Source organism: Parabacteroides sp. KHUB-01, assembly GCF_056640935.1.
The window spans coordinates 3,299,464-3,320,844 of sequence record NZ_CM153256.1; the positions used below are offsets into that span (position 1 = coordinate 3,299,464).

15 protein-coding genes are annotated in these 21,381 nt (G+C 38.7%); 14 read left to right on the forward strand and 1 reads right to left on the reverse strand.

What is annotated here, in order from left to right:
- Window positions 1-36 precede the first annotated feature (36 nt).
- Together ACYIAR_RS13925 and secA are read left to right on the forward strand one after the other, a co-directional pair.
- Window positions 37-1,647 (forward strand): alkaline phosphatase family protein, encoded by a 1,611-nt coding sequence (locus tag ACYIAR_RS13925; RefSeq protein ID WP_480330368.1) that lies wholly within the window; start codon window positions 37-39, stop codon window positions 1,645-1,647.
- 183 nt (window positions 1,648-1,830) lie between these two features.
- On the forward strand, window positions 1,831-5,211 hold the full coding sequence (gene secA / locus ACYIAR_RS13930) for a preprotein translocase subunit SecA (RefSeq protein WP_480330370.1): 3,381 nt from the start codon (window positions 1,831-1,833) through the stop codon (window positions 5,209-5,211).
- Window positions 5,212-5,318: 107 nt separating this feature from the next.
- Here the strand turns inward: secA and ACYIAR_RS13935 are convergent, their stop codons facing one another.
- Window positions 5,319-5,717: a hypothetical protein gene (locus tag ACYIAR_RS13935; RefSeq protein WP_480330372.1), complete on the reverse strand. Its 399-nt coding sequence runs from the start codon at window positions 5,715-5,717 to the stop codon at window positions 5,319-5,321.
- A 378-nt stretch (window positions 5,718-6,095) separates the two neighbouring features.
- Here ACYIAR_RS13935 and ACYIAR_RS13940 point away from each other — a divergent pair, with 378 nt between their 5' ends.
- From ACYIAR_RS13940 to mrdA, 12 genes are all read left to right on the forward strand, one after another.
- Window positions 6,096-7,475, forward strand: coding sequence for a TolC family protein (locus ACYIAR_RS13940; protein ID WP_480330374.1), 1,380 nt, complete (start codon window positions 6,096-6,098; stop codon window positions 7,473-7,475).
- 34 nt (window positions 7,476-7,509) lie between these two features.
- Complete coding sequence (locus ACYIAR_RS13945) at window positions 7,510-8,505, forward strand: HlyD family secretion protein (RefSeq protein WP_480330376.1); 996 nt, start codon at window positions 7,510-7,512, stop codon at window positions 8,503-8,505.
- Between the two features lie 13 nt (window positions 8,506-8,518).
- Window positions 8,519-9,697, forward strand: coding sequence for an ABC transporter permease (locus ACYIAR_RS13950; protein WP_480330378.1), 1,179 nt, complete (start codon window positions 8,519-8,521; stop codon window positions 9,695-9,697).
- Between the two features lie 17 nt (window positions 9,698-9,714).
- The gene (locus tag ACYIAR_RS13955) at window positions 9,715-10,965 is read left to right on the forward strand and encodes an ABC transporter permease (RefSeq protein ID WP_480330380.1); all 1,251 of its coding nucleotides are present in this window, start codon (window positions 9,715-9,717) and stop codon (window positions 10,963-10,965) included.
- A 73-nt stretch (window positions 10,966-11,038) separates the two neighbouring features.
- Window positions 11,039-11,938 carry a sugar phosphate isomerase/epimerase family protein gene (locus tag ACYIAR_RS13960; RefSeq protein WP_480330382.1) on the forward strand — a complete coding sequence of 300 codons (900 nt, stop codon included), beginning with the start codon at window positions 11,039-11,041 and terminating at the stop codon, window positions 11,936-11,938.
- Between the two features lie 378 nt (window positions 11,939-12,316).
- A complete protein-coding gene (coaW, locus tag ACYIAR_RS13965; protein ID WP_480330384.1) occupies window positions 12,317-13,153 on the forward strand; it encodes a type II pantothenate kinase in 837 nt (278 codons plus the stop codon).
- A 49-nt stretch (window positions 13,154-13,202) separates the two neighbouring features.
- On the forward strand, window positions 13,203-15,308 hold the full coding sequence (locus ACYIAR_RS13970) for a cation:proton antiporter (protein WP_480330386.1): 2,106 nt from the start codon (window positions 13,203-13,205) through the stop codon (window positions 15,306-15,308).
- A gap of 102 nt (window positions 15,309-15,410) precedes the next feature.
- Window positions 15,411-16,934 (forward strand): bifunctional phosphoribosylaminoimidazolecarboxamide formyltransferase/IMP cyclohydrolase, encoded by a 1,524-nt coding sequence (gene purH, locus ACYIAR_RS13975; protein ID WP_480330388.1) that lies wholly within the window; start codon window positions 15,411-15,413, stop codon window positions 16,932-16,934.
- 16 nt (window positions 16,935-16,950) lie between these two features.
- Complete coding sequence (locus tag ACYIAR_RS13980) at window positions 16,951-17,970, forward strand: rod shape-determining protein (RefSeq protein WP_480330390.1); 1,020 nt, start codon at window positions 16,951-16,953, stop codon at window positions 17,968-17,970.
- Between the two features lie 159 nt (window positions 17,971-18,129).
- Window positions 18,130-18,987 (forward strand): rod shape-determining protein MreC, encoded by an 858-nt coding sequence (mreC, locus tag ACYIAR_RS13985; protein WP_480330392.1) that lies wholly within the window; start codon window positions 18,130-18,132, stop codon window positions 18,985-18,987.
- The gene (gene mreD / locus ACYIAR_RS13990; protein WP_480330394.1) at window positions 18,980-19,501 is read left to right on the forward strand and encodes a rod shape-determining protein MreD; all 522 of its coding nucleotides are present in this window, start codon (window positions 18,980-18,982) and stop codon (window positions 19,499-19,501) included. The genes mreC and mreD overlap by 8 nt, the downstream gene beginning before the upstream one ends.
- Window positions 19,488-21,347: a penicillin-binding protein 2 gene (gene mrdA, locus ACYIAR_RS13995; protein WP_480330396.1), complete on the forward strand. Its 1,860-nt coding sequence runs from the start codon at window positions 19,488-19,490 to the stop codon at window positions 21,345-21,347. Before mreD ends, mrdA begins: the two co-directional genes overlap by 14 nt.
- Window positions 21,348-21,381: the final 34 nt, after the last annotated feature.

Below are 21,381 nucleotides of genomic sequence, written 5' to 3' on the forward strand. Positions count from 1 at the left end.
TTTGCATCGGCATGAAAAGCCGGGAAAAAATAATAAATGGATAAAAAAGTACGAAAAATATTATCATCACTGATAGCTATATTGGCAGTTACAAATATGGAGGCACAACAGCAGTCTCCAAAACTTGTGGTATGCATAACTGTCGATCAGTTGAGAGGTGATTATATAGAGTACTTTTATAATACTTTCGGCGAGCGCGGGTTCAAGCGCCTTATGAATGACGGTGTATTCTATAAGAATATCCGTTTTGAATTCTCCAATATAGATGAGGCAAGTGCTTTTGCCACTATTTTCACTGGTTCAAATCCTTGTTTTTCCGGTATAACAGGAAATAAGAAATATGATTTCGATAACGACAAGGAAATTTCTATCCTTAATGACCCGGAATATTTGGGAAATTACACCAAGGAGAATTATTCGCCTAATGCACTTATAAGCTCAACAATAGGAGACGAACTGAAGATTGCTTCAAAAGGAAGAAGTGATGTTTATTCTATTGCTCCTAATCCGGAAAGTGCTCTTCTTTCGGCAGGTCATGCTGCTAATGGTGCTTTTTGGATAGACAACCAGAATGGGAAATGGGCTACTACTACCTATTATAAAGGGGTACCTTGGTATGTTGACAGATATAACAGTGGAAACGAATCTCTTTCGGCACGTCTTAACCAGATGGTTTGGACACCGTCATTGCCTATGGAGAAGTATAATGCTTTCCCATATGTGCTTGATGATATTCCTTTCCGTTATACTTTCAGTGAGAATGAAAGATATTGCTATCAGAATCTGAAAACAACTCCTTTTGTAAATAAGGAGATAAATCGTCTTGCCATACAGTTCCTCGAATACGGAGGATTTGGAACACGCTCGTGTCCTGATATGCTTTCGGTGACTTATTATGCCGGAAACTATCGTGGCAATATGAACAAGGAATACACTCGTGAAATACAAGATACTTATTATCAGTTGGATCAGGATATAGCAAGTTTGCTTGATGCAATTGATAAGAAAGTTGGGCTCGACAAAACTTTGGTGGTTTTTACAGGTTCGGGCTATTACAAGAGTGAGGAGGAATATGCCGACGGTTTGCATGTGGACCGTGGTGAATTTCACCCTAAGAGATGCGTCGCGTTGCTCAATATGTATATGATGGCTTTGTATGGCCAACAGACTAAATGGGTGACAGGTTATTATAACAATCAGATATTTCTTAACCGAAAGGCGATAGAAGATGCCAAGCTTGATTTGGCTGAGATACAGAGCAAGGCTGCACGATTTGTGCAGGAGTTTACAGGTGTGCAGTCTGTTACAACCGGAACTGCGCTGATGACTGGCGACTGGAACGAAGCTACTGCATCTTTCAGACACGGAACTCATCATCTGAGACGTGGCGACTTGATTATTGAACTTCAGCCGGGTTGGCAGTTGAATTATGATAATCCTAATGAAAAAGTAAAAGTTATCAGAAATAATGCTGTTATAACTCCTCTTATATTTTTCGGTAATGGAATGAAGCCGGAGCGTATCTACCGTGAAGTTAAAGCTACGGAAATTGCTCCATCTATTACTTACATTCTAAGAATTCGTCCACCTAATGCATCACAGTCCTTGCCATTGTGGGAGCTGACTGTGAACAAGACTGTGCAATAAACAGGGAAGACGGATTTGTTTCCTTCCTTAAGATTTACTGTTTTATCAAGTGGGGACTATTGTCTTTATGTGATTTCTTGTTTGCAGGGGAGAATGCTCCTGTATCGGACATTTTGTGTCTATATATATATGAGAAAAGAAATCAAATACTTAATTAAAGAATAAAATAAAAACAAATATATTATGGGATTTAATGAATTTTTGACGAAGTTATTCGGCAACAAATCACAGCGTGACTTGAAGGAAATCACTCCTTACGTGGAAAAAGTAAAGGCGGTTTATCCTTCTATCCAGGCTTTGTCGAATGACGAATTGCGTGCCAAAACTGACGAAATCAAACAGCGTATCCAGGATTTCGTGGCTGACGAGCGTGCCAAAGTTGAACAGCTTCGTGCCGGCATCGAAGAGAAAGAGCTGGAAGAACGTGAAGCTTTGTGGGCTGAAATCGATAAGATTGAGAAAGCTATCACAGACAAGATGGAAGTGGTGCTTGAGCAGTCATTACCTGAAGTGTTCGCAATCATGAAAGATACAGCACGCCGTTTTGCTGAAAATCCGGAAGTGGTTGTAACTGCAAATGATTTCGACCGTGATTTGGCTACTCGTTTTGACTTTGTTAGAATAGAAGGCGACAAGGCTATTTATGCAAACCATTGGGTTGCCGGTGGAAATGAGATTACTTGGAACATGGTTCACTATGATGTGCAGTTGTTCGGTGGTGTCGTTTTGCACAAGGGTAAAATCGCAGAAATGCAGACTGGTGAAGGTAAGACTTTGGTTGCGACATTGCCAGTATTCTTGAATGCGTTGACTCGTAATGGTGTTCACGTAGTAACAGTGAACGACTATTTGTCAAAACGTGACTCTGAATGGATGGGCCCGATTTATATGTTCCACGGTTTGTCAGTTGACTGTATCGATAAGCACCAGCCGAACTCTGACGCTCGCCGTCGTGCTTATAATGCTGATATCACTTTCGGTACGAACAATGAATTTGGTTTCGACTATTTGCGTGACAATATGGCAACAAATCCTAAAGATTTGGTGCAGCGCAAACATAACTATGCTATTGTCGATGAGGTGGACTCTGTGTTGATTGACGATGCACGTACTCCGTTGATTATTTCTGGTCCTGTTCCTCGTGGCGAACAACAGTTGTTTGAATTGTTCCGCCCTAATGTGGAAATTGTGGTAAATGCCCAGAGAAATCTTTGCTCTCAGTTGCTTATTGAAGCTAAGAAGAAAATGGCTAGCAACGACCCGAAAGTTGTTGAAGAAGGAACAGTTCAGTTGTATCGCTCATTCAAAGGTTATCCACGCAACAAGGCTTTGATTAAGTTCTTGAGCGAACAGGGTGTAAAAGCTCAGATGTTGAAGACTGAAGAATATTTCATGTCGGAAAATATGCGTCATATGCATGAAGCAACTGACGAGCTTTATTTCGTAATCGATGAAAAGAACAATAGCGTTGAGCTGACAGATAAAGGTATCGACTTGCTTACTGGTAATGCAGGTGATCCGACATTCTTCGTTTTGCCTGATATCACAACTGAACTTTCTCAGTTGGAAAATATGGAAGGCACTGCTGAAGAAAAGCAGGCTAAGAAGGATGAAATCCTGGCAAACTATTCTGTGAAGAGCGAACGCGTTCACACTGTGAACCAGTTGTTGAAAGCATATACTTTGTTTGAGAAAGATGATGAATATGTAGTTATCGACAACAAGGTAATGATCGTTGACGAGCAGACTGGCCGTATCATGGATGGTCGCCGTTATTCTGACGGTTTGCACCAGGCTATCGAGGCTAAGGAACGTGTGAAGGTTGAGGCTGCTACTCAGACATTTGCAACTATTACTTTGCAGAACTATTTCCGTATGTATCATAAATTGGCTGGTATGACTGGTACAGCTGAAACAGAAGCTGGTGAATTCTGGGATATCTATAAATTGGATGTCGTAGCTATTCCAACAAACCGTCCTATCGCACGTAAAGACTTGAATGACCGCATCTACAAGACTAAGCGTGAAAAATATGCTGCTGTTATTGAGGAAATAGTAAGATTGACTGAAGCAGGCCGTCCTGTTTTGGTTGGTACAACTTCTGTCGAAATTTCAGAATTGTTGAGCCGAATGCTTACTTTGCGTAAGATCAAGCACAACGTGTTGAATGCTAAATTGCACCAGAAAGAAGCTGAAATTGTTGCTTTGGCAGGTCAGAGCAGTACAGTTACTATTGCAACAAACATGGCAGGTCGTGGTACGGATATCAAGCTTTCAAAAGAAGTTAAGGATGCAGGCGGTTTGGCAATTATCGGTACTGAGCGTCATGAGAGCCGCCGTGTTGACCGTCAGTTGCGTGGTCGTGCCGGTCGTCAGGGTGACCCGGGTTCTTCTGTATTCTATGTTTCTTTGGAAGATGACTTGATGCGTTTGTTCGCTTCTGAAAAGATTGCAGGCTTGATGGACAAGCTTGGATTCAAAGAAGGCGAAGTTTTGGAACACAGCATGCTGAGCAAGTCTGTGGAACGTGCGCAGAAGAAAGTTGAAGAAAACAACTTCGGTATTCGTAAACGCTTGCTTGAGTATGATGACGTGATGAACTCTCAGCGTAATGTGATTTATACTCGCCGTCGTCATGCTTTGATGGGTGAACGTGTTGGTCTTGACGTTCTGAATACAATTTATGATACTTCAAATGCTATTATTGAAGAACTTTCTGCCGGAGGTTCATATGAGGATTTGAAGATGGAAGTGTTCAAGACATTCGCAATGGAATGCCCTATTACAGAAGATGAATTCAAGAACTTGAAAGAAGATAAATTGGCTGAGAAATTGTTTGATGCAGCTCTTGATATGTTCAAACGCAGAATGGAACGTATGACTCAGGTTGCTTATCCTGTTATCAAACAAGTATTCGAACAGCAGGGTGCAAGATTTGAGAATATTATGATTCCTATTACTGACGGAAAACGTATGTTCAATGTATCTTGCAACTTGAAAGAGGCTTATGAAACAGAATGTAAGTCTGTCACTAAGTCATTCCAGAAGTTGATTCTTCTTCATACAATTGATGATGCATGGAAAGAACATTTGCGTGAAATGGACGAATTGCGTCACTCAGTTCAGAATGCAAGCTACGAAAATAAAGATCCTCTGTTGATTTACAAGCTTGAATCTTATAATCTGTTCAAGAGTATGGTCGATACAATGAATAGAAAGACTGTTTCTATTTTGATGCGTGGCCAGATTCCGGTTCACGAACCGACAGAAGAAGAACGCCGTGCAGCAGAAGCTCGCCGTGCAGCAATGGAAGCAGCAAGCCAGCAGGCTGCAGCTCTTGAGGCAGAAGCTCGCCAGCGTATCCAGATTCAGAGAGCTCAGGAAGAACAGCATGAAGATATGAGCAAATATCGCACAGAAAAAGCCGGAATCAATGGCGAAGGCGTTTCAAGTGCTGCTGCTCCTCAAGAACCGGTCAGAGGTGAAAAGCGAGTAGGACGTAATGACCCTTGTCCATGTGGAAGCGGTAAGAAGTATAAGAATTGTCATGGTGAAGGATTATAAATAATCTTTCATTAATATCATATAAAAAGGTCGGCATATTTCTAAAATAATATGCCGACTTTTTTTTAAAAACATTACCATGTTTTTTTTGAAACACTGCATTGTTTTCACTCTGTCTCAGTTATCACGATCTTCATGCTTGCACTACCTTTTTCGAGACCATAATTACTCTCGTATCCTTCAGGTTTTATTTCAGCATCAAGATGTATATTTTTGCCGGCAATTGTAGTGTCTTTTTGAATTGTGAGATAATTATCTGAATTTTTCATTTCCATATTTCTGAATATTACGTCGGGCGTATCGAATACGTTTTTGAAAGTAATATCACAATATTTATAATCTTCCGTGTTAAGTGTTACTTCTTTGTCTGTTTTTACTTCATTATTATATACCAAATTCAGATTAGGAAATTCTTCATCGGTATAATTACTGTAGATACCATCAATATAAGATTTTGTCTCATATGATGGTTTGTCTTCATCATTACAAGCACTTAATAACGCCATTGTGATAAATGATGATAAGAATAAAGTTTTTAATTTCATGATATAATTGTTTTTTTGAATTAAATGATGTGCAAATAAAAAAAACTAGCAATTTAGGTGCTTTGTTTATTGATTAATAAACTCTTTTAAATAGATTTAATATATCAAGCATTGTGTTTTAAGACTGCTATTTTCTCATTTTGTAAATGAATATCTGCTGAAGAAGTTGTATTAATTCAATAATGTGTAATAATCAGAACATATACATTTGCAAAATTGTTATTTAAACGAATGCTGATAGTTCTGCAGCTGCCAACTAGATCTCGATAATTATGTAATAAGTCCTGACAACGCGCAGAATCTGAAGCTAAGGAGGAAATAAAAGAAAACGGTATTTATATGAAAAGAATTTTTATGTTATCGGTCATGTGTCTGACATCTTTCGTCCTTTCTGCACAACAGGTGAGGACGTTGGAGGAATGTCGGGAACTGGCTGTCAAGAACAACAAGGAACTTCAGATTTCTTCGCAAAAGATTAAGATGAGCGAAGAAGAGAAAAAAGCTGCACTAACCAAGTATTTTCCGCAATTATCGGCAAGTGGCGCATATATGTGGAATCAGAAAGATTTGAATCTTTTGGACATGGGCGCCTTGCAGAGTGCAATATCGTCTTCATTGGGTGGTTTGGCTCAGTTGCCTGCTGTGGGAAATGTTGTCGGAGCTATTAATGATGTCCAGCATTTGGATATACAGAATGTTTGGGTTGGTAATGTTTCATTGGTTCAGCCTATATTCATGGGTGGAAAAATTGTGTCGTATAATCAGATTACCCGTTATGCAAGGGAGCTGGCAGAGTCGATGCATGATTTGAAACTCCAGGATATAATATACAAGACTGACGAAACTTATTGGCAAGTAGTTTCTTTGGTTAATAAAAAGAAACTGGCAGATTCTTATGTCAGCCTGCTGCGTCAGATGGATGAAGATATAACAGCAATGATAGCTGAAGGAGTTGCTACTGAGGCAGACGGACTTTCAGTTAAAGTGAAACTTAACGAGGCAGAAATAGCACAGACAAAAGTTGATAATGGTCTGGCGTTGTCCAGAATGTTGCTGGCACAGATTTGCGGTTTGCCATTGGATGAGCCGTTTACTTTGGCAGATGAATCTCTTGACGAAGTTTCGGTTTCTCCATCAGAAGGAGTGGCAGACATAAATCAGGCTTTTGCAAACAGACAGGAATTGCGCAGTCTGGACCTCGCATCAAAAATATATAAGAAGAAAGAGAAAATAGTTCTTTCGGATATGCTGCCTTCAGTTGCATTCACTGCAAATTATTTTATTACAAATCCGAACCTGATGAATGGATTCAAGAATGAATTTGCCGGAATGTTTAATCTGGGCGTTTTGGTAAAAGTGCCTCTTTCCGGATGGTGGGAAGGAACATATAAGAGAAATGCAGCAAGAGCTGAAACTCGAATCAAACAGTTGGAATGGGAAGATGCAAGAGAAAAAATAGAATTGCAAGTAACCCAGTCGGTTTATAAGATGAATGAGGCTAACAAGAAGCTTGCGTCATCAACCCGAAATATGCAAAGCGCTGAAGAGAATTTGCGTCATGCTAACTTAGGTTTTGAGGAAGGAGTTATCCCGGCTCTTAATCTGATGCAAGCACAAACTGCATGGTTTGCCGCGCATTCAACACTTATTGATGCGCAGATAGATGTTAAACTGACAAAGGTTTATTATCATAAAGCTATGGGCGATTTGAAATATTGAATTCTTGGAATAATAATTAAAACATAATATAACAATGGATAATAAAAAGAAATATTCTATCAATAACATGATGTTGGCCTTTATTGCGCTGATAATTGTGGTTGCAATTGTTGCTTTTGCTGGTTTTTTCCTTTTCTCTCCTCCTGAAGCAATAATAATGGGACAGGCTGAGGCTACAACTGTTCGAATTTCGGGAAAAGTTCCCGGACGAATTGCGGAATACCGTTTTGGTGAAGGTGACAAGGTTAAGGCTGGAGATACATTGGTGTTCATTAACACTCCGGAAGTACAGGCTAAAATGATGCAGGCTGAAGCTGCACGCGCTGCTGCTGAAGCTCAGCATACAAAGGCTATGAATGGTGCCAGAGCTCAGGAAGTAGCCGGTGCATACGAAATATGGCAGAAAGCTCAGGCAGGCCTTTCTATTGCCAAGAAATCATATGACCGAGTTCGTAATTTGTATGAAAAAGGAGTGATGTCTGCTCAGAAAAAAGATGAGGCAGAAGCTAACTATCAGGCAATGGTTGCAACTGAGAAGGCTGCACGCTCACAATACGAAATGGCGAAAGAAGGTGCCCGCAAGGAAGATAAGGCAGCCGCAGCTGCTCTTGTCAGACGTGCTGACGGTGCGATAGCTGAGGTTGCTTCATATGCAGAGGAAGGTGCTTTGGTGTCTCCGATAGACGGTGAAGTGGCTGAACGCTTTCCTGAAGTTGGTGAATTGGTTGGAACTGGTGCTCCGGTTATGAATATTGTTGACCTGAAAGATATGTGGGTTACTTTCAGCGTACGTGAAGATTTGCTTAAAGACTTGAAAGTTGGAAATGAAGTTGAGGCATTTATTCCTGCGTTGGACAATCAGCCGGTGAAACTGAAAGTTTACTATATGAAAGATATGGGAACTTATGCAGCTTGGAAGGCTACAAAGACTACAGGTCAGTATGACTCAAAGACTTTTGAAGTGCGTGCACGTCCTGTTTCCGCTGTTCAGGATTTACGTCCGGGAATGTCTGTTATATTGAAGCGATAAAGAAAGGATTAATATGACTTTAAAACAAGCAATACAGCATATAGGCATTGTTTTCGGCAGGGAAATTCGCCGCATATCAAGGTCGCCTTTATACTTGTTCTGTATATTGGGCGCACCATTGCTGTGTACGATTTTCTTCATTTCGCTTATGCGTGAAGGCTTGCCAACCGATTTGCCTATTGCAGTGGTTGACCTTGACAATTCGGCTACGTCCAGAAATCTGATTCGGCAGCTTGACGCTTTTGAGCAGACAAAAGTCGTAGTCAGAACTGCTTCCTTTAGTGAAGCAAGGATTGAAATGCAGAAGGGAAATGTCTATGGAATATTCTATATTCCTGAAGATTTTGCTGTTAAAGCAACAACTGGAAAACAGCCTAAATTGTCATATTATACAAATTCCACATATCTTATTGCGGCATCATTGCTATTCAGAGATATGAAAACTATTTCTGTTTTGGCTAATGCTTCCGTAGGATTGGAGATTGGAACGGCAAAAGGCTTGGATGAATCCAGAATAATGGGACAGTTACAACCGATAGTTATCGATACTCATGCTATTGGAAATCCGTGGTTGAATTATTCCATTTACCTGAATAATACTTTGCTGCCGGGAATATTGCAGCTTATGATATTCCTGGTTACGGTTTTCAGTATTGGTTCGGAAATAAAATTCGGAACAGCCAGGCAGTGGCTTCGTCGCGGAGGAAATTCTATGGTGACAAGTCTTATAGGCAAAATGCTTCCTTATACATTGTTGTTTACGCTGGTTGCCTGGATGATGATAGCTGTGCTTTATGGCTATAATGCTTTCCCTTTGAATTCGGGATGGTTTCCTATGCTGATGGCAACATTCTTCCTTGTGATTGCATCTCAGTCAGTGGGCGTGTTTATGATTGGAGTTCTTCCAACGCTTCGTTTGGGATTGAGTTTTGCCAGTCTTTTTGGTATGATTGCTTTTTCAATTGTCGGGTTCTCATTTCCGGTGACGGCAATGCATCCAACTTTGCAGTCTTTGACTAATTTGTTCCCGTTGCGCCATTATTTTCTGATTTATGTGGATCAGGCATTGAATGGACGAGATTTGTATTATACTTGGTCGGAATATGTGTGGCTGCTGGGATTTCTGTTGCTGCCGCTGATAATTGGCAAGACCTTGAAGAGTGCTCTGCTACATTTTAAATATATTCCTTAAAATAGGGAGATTTGCAGATGGATAAAAAGAAAAAATTGAGCTATATAATAAAAGAAGGCATACAGGATATGTTCTATATATGGAAAGAGGAATGGAAAAACGTCTTCCGTGATTCCGGAGTTATGATTTTCTTCTTCCTTGTACCTCTGGCTTATCCTTTGTTATATTCTTTTATTTATAATGAAGAGACGGTTCACGAGGCTAAGATGGTTATAGTGGATGACAGCCGTACGGCTTTAAGCCGTGAGTTTATCCGCCGTGTTGATGCTGCTCCGGATGTCCAGGTAGTTCAGGTGTGCTCAGATATGTCAGAAGCGAAAACAGCTTTAGATAAAAAAGAGGCATATGGAATAATTTCAATTCCGGGAGATTTCAGCAAATTGATTCATACAGGAAGACAAGCCACTGTGTCACTTTATTGTGATATGAGCGCATTGCTCTATTATAAGGCTTTTCTTATGACGGCAACGGAAGTGTCGTTGGATATGGGCGCTGAAATTGCAGCACATAACACTCCGGCGTCAACAGAAGAATTGCAAAGCATACAAGTTCGTCCTATACCTTCCGAGTCAATAGTGCTATTTAATACTCAGAATGGATTTGCAAGTTTCCTTGTCCCGGCTATTCTTGTGTTGGTTATTCAGCAGACATTGATACTTGGAATAGGAATGCTTGGCGGAACTGCACGTGAGAAGAACAGGTTTAGAAGTCTGGTTCCGATTAGTCGTCATTTCAATGGAACGTTGCGAATAGTTTTGGGAAAATCTTTAACATATATTGTATTGTATGTTCTGGTTTGCTTTTGGACTTTGGTTGTTGTTCCTAAGATATTCTCTTTGCCGCAAATAGGTCATTATTGGGATATTCTCATGTTTATGCTGCCATTCCTTTTTGCATCCATATTCTTTGCAATGACATTGTCCGGAATAATGAAGACGAGGGAAGAGCCTATGTTACTTGTAGTTTTTACATCTGTTATATTACTTTTTATTTCGGGGATTTCGTGGCCCAAAGAGGCAATTCCAGGATTTTGGAGAGCTGTGGGATATATTTTTCCGTCAACTCCGGCTGTGCAGGGATTTGTGAGGATAAATACATCAGCTGCAACACTTAATGAAGTTATTCATGAGTATCACACTCTATGGTTGCAGGTTGGCGTATATTTCATTACTGCTTGCTTAGTTTACAGATATCAGATAATACGTAGCAGGAAGATGTTGTTGACGCAGTATTATGCATTAAAAAAGAAACGAAATATTAAATTTTAACACAAAATATGTGTAAAAAGACGAATATAGTTTTACTTTTGCATGAAAATATTCAAACTTAACATTTAATGCTATGCAGAACAGAAGAGAATTCTTAAAGAGAGCATCTTTATTGCTCGCAGGAGGTTTGGTTGCACCTCAGTTGTTGACTTCATGTGGTGGTAAAACTGCTTCAACAGAAGCAGCAGAAGCTACAGCTAAAAATATCGGTCTTCAGTTGTACTCTTTGAGAGACATGGTTAAAGAAGAAGGTATCCAGAAAACTTTGGAAGCTGTTGCAAAGATGGGCTACAAAAACCTTGAAACTGCCGGTTACGATAACGGTAAAATTTATGGTTTAGCTCCTGCTGAATTTAAGAAAATTGTTAATGACCTTGGTATGAAATGTACAAGCGCTCACCTAGGTCAGGCATTTACAAAAGAAACAGAAGCTGAAGTTATGGCTTGGTGGGATAAAGCTATCGAAGCTCATAACGAATTAGGCGTTAAATATATGGTTCAGCCATGGATGCCAGTTAACGATAAGACTACTATCGATGACTTGAAGATGTATTGCGACTATTTCAATACAGTTGGTTACAAGACAGCTGCAGCAAGCATCGCATTCGGATATCACAACCACGATTTCGAATTCCGCAAGATTGATGATCAGTTGATTTATGACTTCTTGTTGGATAACGTAAGCCAGAATCACGTATTCTTTGAAATGGACGTATATTGGGTAACTCGCGGTGGTGGTGATCCAGTTGCTTATTTGAAGAACCGTCCATCACAGTTTAAGGCTATCCATATTAAAGATGATAAAGAAATCGGTGCAAGCGGTAAGATGAACTTCCAGCCAATCTTCGACCAGATGTATGCAAATAACATCAAAGACTGGTATGTTGAAGTAGAACAGTACACTAACAACAATCCTCAGGAAAGTGTAAAACAGAGCTTCGATTATTTGAACAAAGCTGATTATGTGAAATAATCTTTGAATTAAAATATTAAAGGTGCATCAGAATATACTGTTGTTTTAAGTATTATTCTGGTGCACTTTTTTTATTATAAACTTTAAGTTTTGCTGGTGCCATAACTTTAGTGGTACAGGAGTTATATTACTCTCCCCCAATATATCCGACCCCATTCCAAAATACATCAGTATATATTCTGCCGTGGGGCAATATATATTCTTTCGCGGGTTCGGACCTGCAAAAAATATATTCGGAATTTTTGGGAAACACTTCTGCATATATTCTGGCTTTTTTCCGATGTCGAATCTTTTAGTAAATTTCTGTTTCTTAAAATAGGTTGATTTTTTATTATGTAATTATTATTTTTGCGATATTCAACAAATAACGATAGAACTATGATAATAGGTATTGATGTAGGAGGTAGTACTACCAAAATAGTGGGAATAGAAGGTAATAAAGTTAAGTATCCGATGTTTGTCAAGGCTAACGACCCGGTTACATCGTTGTTTGGAGCTTTTGGTAAGTATATTTATGATAATTCCATATCCTTGTCTGAAATAGAACAGGTTGTATTGACAGGGGTTGGCAGTTCTTATATAAAACAGCCTTTGTACGGTTTGCCTACAGCTTGTACCGATGAATTTATAGCAAACGGATTAGGTGCTCAGTATGTGACAGATTTGGAAAAGCTAATAGTTGTAAGTATGGGAACTGGAACTTCATTCGTCCAGGTTGAAGGCGATGATATCCAGCATATAGGAGGAATAGGAATTGGCGGAGGAACTTTGATAGGTCTGTCAACTCTTCTTCTTCAATCGCATGATATACTTTGGGTTTCCGAACTGGCAATGAAAGGAAACATTAATAATATAGATCTTCAGATACAGGATATATGTAAAACATCTTTGCCGGGATTGCCTTTGGATGCTACGGCTTCTTTGTTTGGAAAAGTTGACAATAATGCCCAGCCGGAAGATGTAGCGTGTGGATTGTTCCATATGGTTATGCAATCAATAGGTCAGGCAGCTATATTGGCAGCTTTGAATACAAGCATTAAAGATTTTGTCCTTATTGGAAACCTTACTCAATTGCCTCAATGCAAACCGGTTTTTCAGTCTATAGGTGATATGTATGGAGTCAATTTTCATATACCTGAATATGCAGAATATAGAACAGCAATTGGTGCTGCTTTTACATATATAAAACAAAGGTCGGTGAAGCCTATAGGCTAGTACTGTAAAAACAAAGTATTAAACGAATATAGTATTATTTACTTAGCGTATGGAAACAGATTATTTATTGGCGCCTTTATTTTTTGTTGTTTTAGGTTTGGTTGCGGGTGCAGTACTGAAATCATTGTTGAAGAAATCTAGTTTGCCCTATACTGTTGTTTTGTTTTGTGTGGGTATTCTTTTAGGTTTGCTGGATCGATTTGGTATTTTATCAGACTATGAAATGTTTAAGTCTGCTATTGATTTTGCAGGAAATTTAAATCCGGACATGATTCTTTATCTATTTCTTCCTGTTCTGATTTTTGATGGAGCGTATGAGCTGGATTTACATGTGTTTAAGAAGTCGTTGTTTAATTCAACTTTGCTAGCCGGTCCGGGTATAGCCATATCAATGTTTATCATGGCTGCTTTTGTTATGGGTTTGGCAATGTTTGTTCCGGAGTGTAAAGAATGGAATTGGAATTATGCTCTGATGTTTGGAGCTTTAATTGGTGCAACCGACCCTGTGGCAGTAGTTGCTTTATTGAAGGAATTGGGAACCAGTAAGCGATTCTCAACATTGGTAGATGCAGAGTCAATGCTTAATGATGGAACTGGTATTGTTCTGTTTATGTTGTTCTTCAGTGCATACACTGCAATGGGTGGTGACACATCTTCGCCGCTGATGCGTATTTTGATAGTGGTTGTTGGTGGAACAGTTCTTGGATGGGCTTTGGCAAGATTTACGATTTGGTCACTTGGTCAGGTTGGAGGAGACGAATCTGTTCAGAATAGTGCTATAATAGTTGGAGCTTATATAACTTTTATAGTGGCACAGAGTTTCTTGAATGTTTCCGGAGTTATTGCTTTGGTTGCTTTTGGTCTTACTATATCATATGTTGGCCGACCTCAGCTTAAGCCGGAGGTTCACAGATTTATGCAGTCCTTCTGGGAATTGGCTGCTTATATGGCTAATACCTTAATATTTATTATAGTAGGTGTGGTTATCGCATTGAAAGTAGATGTTACATGGACAAATGTGTTGTTGCTGATAGCTGTATATGTTGGTGTTAATTTGGCCCGTGCAGCTATGGTTCTTTTGCTTTATCCTATTATGAAGAAATGCGGTTATGGCTTGACTATGCGTGAATCGGTTATTTTAGTTTGGGGTGGTCTTCGTGGTGCATTGTGTATGACATTAGCTCTTATGGTTTCTTATACACCTGCCATTCCGGAAGAAATACGTCGCCAGATATTGTTCTTTACTGCTGGTATAGTAACTCTTACTCTTACAATCAATGCAACAACAATGCGATGGCTTTTGCTTAAACTAGGCTTGACTAGGATTCCTTCAGCAAAAATGTTGTTAGATTATACTATCAAACAGAGTTTGGCTGATAACAGCGAAAAGTATTTGGAATCGTTAAAGAAGCGTGAAGCGTTGGAGATTTCAGACTGGAAACTAGTTGAAAGTTTTATGCCTAAGAAAGATAAAGCACCAGATGTAAGTTTCAAGCCGGAAGATATGTTGGCTGATATACGTTTGCGAGTTCTGAATAAAGAAAGAGCTTTGTGCTGGAATATGTATGATGAAGGTATAGTTTCGTTTGTGACTTTGCGCTGTCTTACAGCTTCGATAGATGAGTTGTATGATCACAGTGGAAGGTTGCCTCTTTCATATAGAAAACGAATTTTTGAATACTATGATAATAGCTTTTATATTCGTTTAATTAAGAAACTGCCAATTGCTAGAAAATGGCTTGATGTATATTTTCATGACTGGGTAGTTACGGGTTATGATTTGGCTCGAGGTTTTGTAATAGTCCAGAAAAAATCTATAGAGCTTATAAAAGAATTTGAGAATTCAGATGTCCTGATGGATCAGGAGAAAGAACAGTTGGTCGTTTTAAAAGATGAAATTAATTCTAATCTTCTTAAGATTACTGAGATTATGGATTATTTGTCAACGAACTATCCTGTTTCGTTCAGATGCGGAGTGACAAGAAAATCAATTCGTATGTTGCTTGCAAATGAACATCGCCAGATAGAAAGTTTTCAGAATGAAGGATTGCTTACTGCAAAAGAAGCTAGAGCTATGATTGATGATTTGGACGAGCGCCATGCTTCCATAAGCGATTTGACAACTGTCTGGAAAAATAAAGTAAAGGCTGAATAAAATATTATTGTTGTTAAAAAGTGCTTTTACGGTAAATATTAAGAGGTTTAATTGAAATAATCATTAATTTTGCACTTTAAAAACTAATAAAATACGGATAAAATGACTGCAACGAAACGAATTAAGCGTGCATTGGTTTCAGTGTACCACAAAGATGGTTTAGATGAGATATTGAGAAAACTTCATAATGAGGGTGTTACTTTTGTTTCAACAGGCGGAACTCAGACTTTTATCGAGTCTTTGGGTATTCCTTGTGATGCGGTGGAAGATTTGACAGGTTATCCTTCAATTTTGGGAGGACGAGTAAAGACTTTGCATCCAAAAGTATTTGGAGGTATTCTTGCCCGTCGTGAAAACGAAGGAGACCGTCAGCAGTTGGCTCAATATGAGATTCCTGAAATTGACTTGGTAATCGTTGATTTGTATCCGTTCGAAGAAACTGTTGCTTCTGGAGCGGAAGAGCAGGCAATTATTGAAAAGATAGATATAGGTGGTATTTCTCTTATTCGTGGTGCTGCCAAAAACTTCAAGGATGTTGTTATTGTAGCATCAAAGAACCAATATCAGCCTCTGTTGAATCTGTTGAATGAAAAAGGAGCAGAAACAACTTTGGAAGATCGTAAATGGTTTGCAAAAGAAGCATTTGCTGTATCTTCAGGTTATGATTCTGCAATATTCAACTATTTTGACGCACGCGAAGGTTCATATTTCCGTGCAACAGTTGATACTCCTATGCACTTGCGTTATGGTGAAAATCCTCATCAGTCAGCTAAGTTCTATGGCAAATTCAATGATATGTTTGAACAGTTGCATGGTAAAGAAATTTCATACAACAATTTGCTTGATATAGATGCTGCTGTTAATTTGATTGATGAATTTGACGAATTGACATTTGCGGTTTTGAAACATAATAATGCTTGTGGAATCGCATCTCGTCCAACTGTATTGGAAGCTTGGAAAGATGCTTTGGCTTGTGATCCTCTTTCTGCTTTTGGTGGAATTTTGATTACAAATACAACAATTGATAAAGAAACTGCTGAAGAAATAAACAAGATTTTCTTTGAAGTTGTAATTGCTCCTTCTTATGATGCAGAAGCTTTGGAAGTATTGCAGCAGAAAAAGAACAGAATAATTTTAATCCGTAAGGAATGTAAGACTTGTCCAATGCAGTTCCGTTCTCTTTTGAATGGTGTGTTGCTTCAGGAAAAAGACTTGAGTATTCAGAAAGAATCTGACTTGGTCCCAATGACTGAAAAACAGCCAACAGCTTCAGAAATTGAAGATTTGTTGTTTGCTAATAAGATTGTTAAGAACAGCAAGTCAAATGCAATAACATTGGTTAAAAACAAGCAGCTTTGTGCAAGCGGTATTGGACAAACTTCTCGTGTTGATTCTTTGAAACAGGCTATAGAAAAGGCTAAGTCATTTAATTTCGATTTGAATGGTGCTGTAATGGCTTCAGATGCATTCTTCCCATTCCCTGACTGTGTTGAAATTGCTGACAAAGCTGGAATTACTGCAGTTATTCAGCCTGGTGGTTCAATCAAAGATGATTTGTCTATTGCTTATTGCAATGAACATAATATTGCAATGGTGAAGACAGGTGTTCGTCACTTTAAACATTAAAATCTAACGTTTTAAAATGGGATTATTTTCTTTTACACAAGAAGTGGCTATGGATTTGGGAACTGCCAATACCATTGTAATATGCAATGGTAAAATGGTAGTTGACGAACCTTCCATGGTCGCTTTGGATAGACGAACCGACAAAGTTCTGGCTGTAGGTCAGAAGGCTCGTGAAATGCATGGAAAGGCTCATGAAAATATCCGTACCGTGCGTCCGTTGCGTGAAGGAGTTATTGCAGACTTCTATGCAGCAGAGCAGATGATGCGTGGATTGATTAAAATGGCTAGTTCGAAGAGCCGTTGGTTTACGCCTTCTTTGCGTATGGTTATTGGAATACCTTCTGGTAGTACAGAAGTAGAGATTCGTGCCGTGCGTGATTCTGCCGAACATGCAGGTGGACGTGATGTGTATATGATATTTGAACCTATGGCAGCTGCTTTAGGTATAGGTATAGATGTACAGGCTCCTGAAGGAAACATGATTGTTGATATAGGTGGCGGTACAACAGAAATTGCTGTTATTTCATTGGGCGGCATTGTTTCTAATAAATCTATACGTATTGCAGGTGATGACCTGACAGCTGATATTATGGATTATATGCGTCGTCAGCATAATGTAAAAGTTGGAGAAAGAACTGCTGAGCAAATTAAGATTAATGTTGGTTCTGCTCTGACAACATTAGATAATCCTCCAGCTGATTATGTGGTGCATGGTCCAAACCAGATGACAGCTCTGCCTATGGAAGTTCCGGTATCATATCAGGAAATTGCTCATTGTCTTGACCGTACTATATCAAAGATGGAGGCTGCAATTCTAAGTGCTTTGGAACAGACTCCTCCGGAATTGTATGCTGATATTGTGCGTAACGGTATCTATCTGACAGGCGGTGGAGCATTAATGAGAGGCTTGGATAAAAGATTATCTGATAAGATGAATATCGCATTCCATGTATCAGAAGATCCTTTGCATGCAGTTGCCCGAGGTACAGGTGTTGCTCTTAAGAATATTGATAAATTTAATTTCCTTATCCGTTAAGAGCAAGATAAGAACTGCTGTTGTTTTTAGTACATAATAAAAGCAAAGCGTATGACGTAGATTGCACGGAGAAATTTTATGTCCGATGTGCTCTGCGTCATTCGTGTTTGCATATATGTATGATTGATTATACTCTCAGATTTATATTATTCCTGAAATATGCGCAAGCTCTTAGACTTCTTGTTGAATAAAAGGCATTGGTTTCTTTTTGTATTGCTGGAAATAATTTCTTTGGTATTTGTTTATCGCAATAATAATTATCAGAGAAATGTGATGTTGAGTTCTGCTAATTACATTACTGGTTATCTGTCTTCTTTGTCATATTCATTTGTTTCATATCTTAATTTAAAGGAAGAGAATAAGGCTCTTTTGGAGAAAAACGGCTATCTGGAAATGGAAATACTCCGTTTACAGGATCAGATAGAAGTTATGATGTCTGATACAGCTTTATTCAAAGGATATGTTAAGGATTCCTTAATTCCGGATTTCAAATATGATTTTGTAGTGGCAGAAGTTGTTAGTAACAGCGTGTCGCATCTTTCCAATTACATAACGTTGAATAAAGGAAAATCAGATGGAGTTATGCCTGATATGGGAGTTGTTTCAGATAATGGCGTTGTTGGTATAGTTGTTTCGGCTTCCGATAAATATTCAGTTGTGATACCTTTGCTTAATCCCAAATCACGTCTTAGCTGTAAAGTTCTTGGAAGTAATTATTTCGGAACATTAAGTTGGAACGGTAGAGATGCAACAACCGCAACATTGGAAGAAATGCCCCGTCATGTCGAGTTTGAAAAGGGAGATACAATAGTGACTAGTGGTTATTCTGCCATTTTCCCTGCAGGAATAATTGTTGGAACAATATATGATTACAAGAAACAGCATGATGATAACTTCTACGCATTGGATATAAAATTAGCTACAGATTTTACATCTTTACATAATGTTAGGGTTATCAGAAACTTTAATCAGTCTGAACAGAAAACTTTGGAGAAGGAGGTGAATAGCAATGATTAATAATATCATAAGAGGTCTGATTTATTTTATAGTGTTTTTGTTCATACAGATTGCTGTGTTGAATAATATTCACTTTCTTCGTATTGCAACGCCATTTCTATATTTGTATATAATATTGAAAATGCCGGTAGGAATGTCCAGAAGCTTGATATTGCTATTAGCTTTTTTTATAGGACTAACTATGGATATGTTTTCCAATACAGCCGGAATGCATGCCTCAGCCTGCACATTTGCTGCATTATGCAGGGCTCCGTTGATAAATTTTCTGATAGGCAAAGATCAGGTTGAAGGTAGTTATCCTTCTTTCAATACTTTTGGTTATTCTTCATTTTTCAGATATGTTTTGTTTTTTGTATTATTACATCATATAACTTTGTTTTTAGTAGAGTCATTAAGTTTTTATGACCCATTGTTTATGGTTTTAAGAATATCAGCAAGTGTTGTTTTGACTTCTCTTCTTATTTTTATAGTAGAATCGTTCAATATCGTTGTTCGGGAAATTGGAGGCAAATAATAAATATGAACTTGAGAACAGGAAGTATGTTCTGATAGCATCAGTACTTCTTGTATTATTGATCTTTATAATCCGTTTATTTTCACTTCAAATATTAAATAATGATTATAAGGCTTGGGCTGATAGTAATGCTTTTTTGAAACGGACAATTTATCCTGCCAGAGGAATAATTTATGACCGTAACGGCAAACTTCTTGTTTATAATCAGCCTACATATGATGTTATGATAATAATGCGCGAAGTTCAGGAGTTTGATACTTTGGACTTCTGTAATATCGTTGGTATAACCAAAGATCAGTTCCTTAACAGAATAAAGGATGTGAAAAACAAAAGGCTTAATCCTGGATATTCATCCTACGTCCCTCAAGTATTTATATCTCAACTTTCAGCTCAGGAATGTGGAGTTTTGCAGGAAAAACTATATAAATTCCCCGGATTTTATATACAAAACAGAACTATCCGCGAATACAATTATCCAAATGGTGCATTGTTGCTTGGCGATTTGGGTGAAGTAAGTGTAAGCGATTTGAAAGCGGATGACTATTATGTTCGTGGAGATTATTCCGGACGTTCCGGAATAGAGAAATCTTATGAAAAGGAATTACGAGGAATCAAGGGTATGGAAATTCTTCTTCGTGATGCTCATGGCCGTATTAAAGGTAAATATGAAGAAGGAAAACATGATTTGCCGCCAATTTCCGGCAAGAATCTTACTCTGTCAATTGATATGGATTTGCAGGCTTATGGTGAGAAACTCATGCAAAACAAATTGGGCGGAATAGTTATGATTGAACCGTCAACTGGTGAAGTCCTGTGTATGGTTTCATCACCAACATTCGACCCTAATTTGCTTGTGGGAAGATTACGAGGTAAACACCACAGCGAACTTGAGAAAGATCCTCTGAAGCCTTTGTTCAACCGACCGTTGATGGCGCAATATCCTCCGGGCTCAACATTCAAACCAACGCAGGGACTTATCTTCCTTCAGGAAGGAGTTATTACTCCCGAAACACGTTTTACATGCGCTCATGGATATACATTTAGAGGTGGAAAACCAGCTTGCCACGGACATCCTTCTCCAATTAACTTGACTGGCGCTATATCTACATCATGTAACTCTTTTTTCCCTTGGGGATTACATTATATGCTTGATGACAGAAAATACTACAAATCCGTCCAAGAAGCATTTGATGTATGGAAAGATTATATGGTTTCCATGGGATATGGTTATAAATTAGGAATAGATTTACCTGGTGAGAAACGAGGTTATATTCCAAATAGCAAAGTATATGACAAAATATATCGAGGCCGTTGGAATTCCAGTACAATCATTTCAATTGCTATCGGACAGGGAGAAATCCTTGCCACTCCTTTGCAGATATGTAATCTTGCGGCAACAGTAGCAAATCAAGGATATTTTATTACTCCTCATGTGGTGAAAGATATCCAAGGCTCATCTTTGGATAGCATATATACAGAAAAACGATATACTGGAGTTGATACCAAATATTATTCTTATATAGCTCAAGGAATGCGTGGCGCCGTTGCCGGTTCTGATTATGGAGCAACTTGTAGAGGGGCAAATTTGCCGGACATTGAGGTTTGTGGAAAAACGGGAACTGCAGAGAATCCTCATGGAAAAGACCATTCTATTTTCATGGGATATGCTCCATACAAGGAACCTAAAGTTGCCATAGCCGTGTTTGTTGAGAATGCCGGTTTTGGTGCAACTTATGCAGTTCCAATCGGCAGACTGATGATAGAAAAATATCTAAGAGGAAATATATTGCCCGAAAGTGAATCTATTGAGGAATATATTGTTAATTCTGTTATTTTGCCGGAATAGTACATACTTTTATTAGCGAAACTGTTTTATCCGT

Coding starts and splice junctions, on each gene's coding strand:
- ACYIAR_RS13950 (WP_480330378.1), top strand. CDS start 8,519: ATGACTTTAAAACAAGCAATACAGCATATAGGCATTGTTTTCGGCAGG.
- purH (WP_480330388.1), top strand. CDS start 15,411: ATGACTGCAACGAAACGAATTAAGCGTGCATTGGTTTCAGTGTACCAC.
- ACYIAR_RS13970 (WP_480330386.1), top strand. CDS start 13,203: ATGGAAACAGATTATTTATTGGCGCCTTTATTTTTTGTTGTTTTAGGT.
- ACYIAR_RS13960 (WP_480330382.1), top strand. CDS start 11,039: ATGCAGAACAGAAGAGAATTCTTAAAGAGAGCATCTTTATTGCTCGCA.
- ACYIAR_RS13935 (WP_480330372.1), bottom strand. CDS start 5,717: ATGGCGTTATTAAGTGCTTGTAATGATGAAGACAAACCATCATATGAG.
- secA (WP_480330370.1), top strand. CDS start 1,831: ATGGGATTTAATGAATTTTTGACGAAGTTATTCGGCAACAAATCACAG.
- coaW (WP_480330384.1), top strand. CDS start 12,317: ATGATAATAGGTATTGATGTAGGAGGTAGTACTACCAAAATAGTGGGA.
- ACYIAR_RS13955 (WP_480330380.1), top strand. CDS start 9,715: ATGGATAAAAAGAAAAAATTGAGCTATATAATAAAAGAAGGCATACAG.
- mreC (WP_480330392.1), top strand. CDS start 18,130: ATGCGCAAGCTCTTAGACTTCTTGTTGAATAAAAGGCATTGGTTTCTT.
- ACYIAR_RS13940 (WP_480330374.1), top strand. CDS start 6,096: ATGAAAAGAATTTTTATGTTATCGGTCATGTGTCTGACATCTTTCGTC.
- ACYIAR_RS13980 (WP_480330390.1), top strand. CDS start 16,951: ATGGGATTATTTTCTTTTACACAAGAAGTGGCTATGGATTTGGGAACT.
- mreD (WP_480330394.1), top strand. CDS start 18,980: ATGATTAATAATATCATAAGAGGTCTGATTTATTTTATAGTGTTTTTG.
- ACYIAR_RS13945 (WP_480330376.1), top strand. CDS start 7,510: ATGGATAATAAAAAGAAATATTCTATCAATAACATGATGTTGGCCTTT.
- ACYIAR_RS13925 (WP_480330368.1), top strand. CDS start 37: ATGGATAAAAAAGTACGAAAAATATTATCATCACTGATAGCTATATTG.